Below are 4,500 nucleotides of genomic sequence, written 5' to 3' on the forward strand. Positions count from 1 at the left end.
CACGTTCGTATCCAATCCGATCATCTCGCGGATGCTCCTTGGTCCGCGATGGCCCGATTCATTTCCTCGATCGACACTGGTTTCGCGGGCTTTTTCACGATGCCCTTGAGCGACGCAAGCGACCGCGTGGCCGGATAGACCTCATACCTGCCAGTTGCCTCGTTAAGGCTGAACTCGATCCGGTCGCCGGCCTGCAGACCAAGCTGATTGCGCACGTCCACGGGAATCGTGACCTGGCCCTTTGAAGTGATGGTTGCTGCTGTCATGATGGCACCTCCGATACTCCTTACTTTAAGGTAAGGCTCACGGTAACGCAAGGGCAAGATGGATGTTCGACAAGCGAGTCGCCCCCTCTCAAATCACCCCTCTTACAATCGCAGATGATCACGGCCCAGAGCAGCAGGCGCTCCAGCTCACGCGTATACGCCCGCAGCGTGGAAGCCTGGTCGTCATAGCGCGCCAGATACGCACGCAGCGCATCGAGATCGTGCGCAGCGCGCAGATAGGACAGCGCCGACACCCGGTTGGTCCCGCGCGCGCCGGACAGAGCATGTGGGAGTGCCATGCGTTCGAGTGGCGCCAGCTGCTGGCCGCCGTCGGCCGGGACCAGTTCGACCGGCTCGGACGTCGCCGGCACGAGCGCGTCGCTCGCCTCANACCCGGTTGGTCCCGCGCGCGCCGGACAGAGCATGTGGGAGTGCCATGCGTTCGAGTGGCGCCAGCTGCTGGCCGCCGTCGGCCGGGACCAGTTCGACCGGCTCGGACGTCGCCGGCACGAGCGCGTCGCTCGCCTCAACGTCGGCGGCAATTGTCGAAGAACGAAATAACTGCGAATATGAACGAATAATCTGCGAACGGCCAATTGTGCTCACATTGAGCTGTGGTGTGGCTTCGCGGTAGATTTGGCCGGCTTGACCACCGGTTGCGTTACTACAAAATACTCCCGGGTTTGAACGTAAATTCCGCGAATACGTTGCCATTTGAACGTATAAACTGCGAATATCCTGCCCACGATAAGGCCGCCTCCTCTATTCAGTACGTGAAAGCTGCACGGCACTACACGACAAAGGCTCATTCGCAGTTTATTGGTTCATATTCGCAGTTATTTTGTTCTTCGACAGGCAGAGTACTTCCCGAATCTCCGCGTTCATGCCACCTTGTCATAAAATCACACCCAGCCCATTTGCCGGTCCAAAACCCGAAGCGCCTGTAAACCCTTTTCCGACATGCTTTTTGCGGCGCGCAACCAGCCAGATCGGGAAGCCGTCGATTCCTGATCCTACTCATCCGGTTCCTCCGACAAAGTTGCGTGAGCAGGCGCGATGCGCAGCGATCTTCACGGCGTGATGTTGACCCCATCCATGGTGATGTAGGTACCCGACAGTTTGGTCACGGTGAGGGTGTGTGGCCCACCCGCTAGTGTCGGGGACGTGTAGATCGCCACGTTCGCGTGTCGCTGTTTGTCGGCGGGTACCGTGCTCACGGTCTGTTGAGCGCCGCCATCGATGCTGATTCCAACATTACCTTGATCAATATACTGCTCGCCGAGTACTTGGATGCCGGTGCCGACAAACGACACAGTCATCGTATCGTTGTTGACCGTCGTGTAATGAATATCACCGAGGTAGTCGCCATACTGAGACCGATTACTGTCGTAAGCCCATGAGCCAACATAGGCAATCTGGGAGTGATTGTCGTTAATCCGAATGCTCCCCGTTCGCCCAGCATTGCTCATAATCGATGTCGGAATACCGCTAAGTGCCGAGATCGACACATTTCCACTTGCGTGGAGATCAACGGGACCGGGCGAACACCAGCTGTAATCTCCACTCGGTTTTGAGAAATAATTTCCAGTGATCCAAAGATGTCCCACTGGCTCACATCCGCCCTGGTCCGCATAGCCGGTGGCATTCCATGCAGCATTACCTTGCCATGTGATCCATTCGGAGCCGGCATCATCGTAGAAAGTAAAATCCGTGTTCGGGCTATTCATGGCTACATTACCTTGAGCCAGCATGCCGTCTGCTTGTGTGCCTAACCACGATTGATGTCCTTCGATATAAATAGCTCCTCCATCGACAAGTTTCTGCAAGTAGTCGTGCAACAGGTTGTTGCTGATATTATTACTGCTATTGATGTTGGTGGACTCGTTTGGGTGGTTCGAATTGTCCACATGCCCCTGGATGACGCCAGCGGTAATAGCCGTGTAAGGGACGTTATAAATTTCATTGTTGACGATCGAAGTTTTCCGACTGAACAGCAATGTGATGCCACACGCCGATGGGTAATCGATCCCGATGTTGTGGATCAGGTTGTTGGTAATCATGTTACCCGTCATGATTTCGTTTGCACCGATTACATCGCTTGCCACCGCAGTCGGATTGGGCGTGCAGTTCTGCTTAATGGTTGCGGCGTCTGCGGCGTTGGTCGGACTTCCATCGGCGTTGATCGGAGTCGGATCGTAAGTGCAACCCATCAAGATTCCGGTCGATGAGATCGCGTTGAATTCATTATTTTGGATTAAATTGTTTGACGAACCATACATGAATGCCAAGCCTGCACCACCCAAATTGGTGAACAGGTTATTCGCGATCGTTATGTTGTTGGATGCGCTGAAACTAACATTGGCCAACGGCTGAGTCAGCGATCCCCAAGGACACGAACCCGCGGGCGTGGAGAAATTGCACATGCCTTGGTTACCGCCTGGAAGCGTCATCCGCAAATTGCTCTGGACATCGGAAAATCCGACGGAGGTAGACGGGTCATTCCATGTTGCATAGGAAAACTGCAGGCCCGAAAACGTAACGTCATGCAACGGGTTGGCCAGTGTTCCTGCCCCCTGTAGCAGCGTCTCCAAGCGAGGGAGTTCCACGTCCAGCCCCGTCATCTGCTGCCCAGACGCCGGCAAGTAATATAGCGTGCTCGACGTCGAATCGAGGAGCCATTGTCCTGGCGATAGCAATGCCTGGGCATTCTGCACCGATGTCGGCATTGCACTCGAGGTGATCGACGGCAATTGGCCGGTGCTCATGGGGTTGTTCGCCCGGTTAGTGACATTGGTCCAGCAAGGCTGCGCCATCACTAGCAGGTGTGCCCGCCTGGAGAGGCGCTCCAGCTGGCGCTTGCTTGAAATCAGGTAGGCGATCCCTTTTCCGTACCGTTTCCGGTCGTTCGAGCCGGTTTTCGACTAATCACATTGAATAACTCCCATTTATTGCATATGAAAAATCACAATTTCACACCACGCTTGACTGGCGAAATTGATACGTATATACATGGTATGTAATACAGTACGATATTCTAAGGAGGCCCCATGGCTCGCGCCGGTCTGACCCGTGTGGACGTCAAGCGTGCGCGCGATTCGCTGATCGCGCAGGGTCTGCATGCGTCGATCGATGCGATACGTATCACGCTCGGCAACACTGGCTCGAAAACCACGATCCACCGCTACCTGAAAGAGCTGGAGGAAGAAGGCGCGTCCCTGACCCGCGCGGCGTCGCTATCCGACGCCATCCAGGATCTCGTCGCGCGGCTCGCGGCCCGCCTGCACGAGGAAGCCCAGGCGCGCGTCGACCAGCAGGCCGCCGCCGCGGCCGCCCAGCGCCAGCAGGCCCAAGCCGAGATCGCCAAGCTCACTAGCGAGCTCGCCGCACTGCAGTCTCAACTGGCCAACGCGACCGCCGCGCTCTCGAGCGAACAGGACGCGCACGCCGACACCCGTCTGGCGGCACAGCAGCGCGCCATCGACGTCGAGCGACTCTTGCAGCAGGTGCACGATCAGACCGTGCGGCTTGCCGAACACGAAAGCTTCCGCCAGTCGCTCGAAGAGAAGCTGAAGCACGCGCACGAGGCGCTCGAACACTACCGGACCGCCAGTCGCGAGCAGCGCGAACAGGAAGCGCGCCGGCACGAGACGCAAGTCCAGCAACTGCAGGCCGAACTGCGCCAGGTCAATCAGACGACAATCGTGAAGCAGAACGAAATTACCCAACTGAACAAGGACAACGCGAGGCTAGTCGCCGAGTCTGGCGCGGCGAGTAAAAGTCTGCGAGAAGCGCGGGCACACGGTGAGCAGATACGGGAGGCGCTCGACCGGATGCGTGCCGATCACGTCCGTCTCGAGACCGAACGCGATACCCTACGCGCGACAGTCAGCGCGCAGTCGGGGGAACTGGAAAGCGCACGTACGTCGCTCGGCGTAGCGACGGCGGAGCGGACAAGGCTGGCGGCGCAGGTCGACGCCCAGCTGTTGCTGCTGGCTGACTATCGGGCGCAGTTAGGTCTGGGTGGCGCTGCGGACTGAAGCGCCAGATTTTGCATTCGAAGGACGGAGTTCCGCGAAATCCGAATCCTGATAGACCATTGATTTTTAACGGGATTTAGAACGAAACCGCCAGATTTTGCACGAAAAGGACGATTACCCCGAAAGTGGCGACCAACGACGGCAGTTGCGCGTGGATCAGGTCGCGACTGAAGTCGAACAGTCCCGCCTGGCGCATC

The 4,500-nt window shown here is 57.2% G+C and carries 4 protein-coding genes; 1 reads left to right on the forward strand and 3 read right to left on the reverse strand.

Going from position 1 to position 4,500, the window contains the following annotated elements; translation table 11 throughout:
* Positions 1-20: 20 nt before the first annotated feature.
* The 3 genes from RZR99_RS32145 to RZR99_RS32155 all read right to left on the reverse strand — a co-directional run bounded on the left by RZR99_RS32145 (position 21) and on the right by RZR99_RS32155 (position 3,031).
* A complete protein-coding gene (locus RZR99_RS32145) occupies positions 21-266 on the reverse strand; it encodes an AbrB/MazE/SpoVT family DNA-binding domain-containing protein (RefSeq protein WP_042585733.1) in 246 nt (81 codons plus the stop codon).
* Between the two features lie 20 nt (positions 267-286).
* Positions 287-637 (reverse strand): hypothetical protein, encoded by a 351-nt coding sequence (locus RZR99_RS33515; RefSeq protein WP_407655545.1) that lies wholly within the window; start codon positions 635-637, stop codon positions 287-289.
* Between the two features lie 699 nt (positions 638-1,336).
* Entirely contained in the window at positions 1,337-3,031 is a 1,695-nt protein-coding gene (locus tag RZR99_RS32155) for a right-handed parallel beta-helix repeat-containing protein (protein WP_323123731.1), read from the reverse strand.
* A gap of 282 nt (positions 3,032-3,313) precedes the next feature.
* Between RZR99_RS32155 and RZR99_RS32160 the strand changes: the two genes are divergently transcribed.
* Entirely contained in the window at positions 3,314-4,303 is a 990-nt protein-coding gene (locus RZR99_RS32160) for a DNA-binding protein (protein WP_323123732.1), read from the forward strand.
* Positions 4,304-4,500: the final 197 nt, after the last annotated feature.

This window comes from Burkholderia alba, assembly GCF_034721475.1.
Taxonomy (GTDB): Bacteria; Pseudomonadota; Gammaproteobacteria; order Burkholderiales; family Burkholderiaceae; genus Burkholderia; species Burkholderia alba.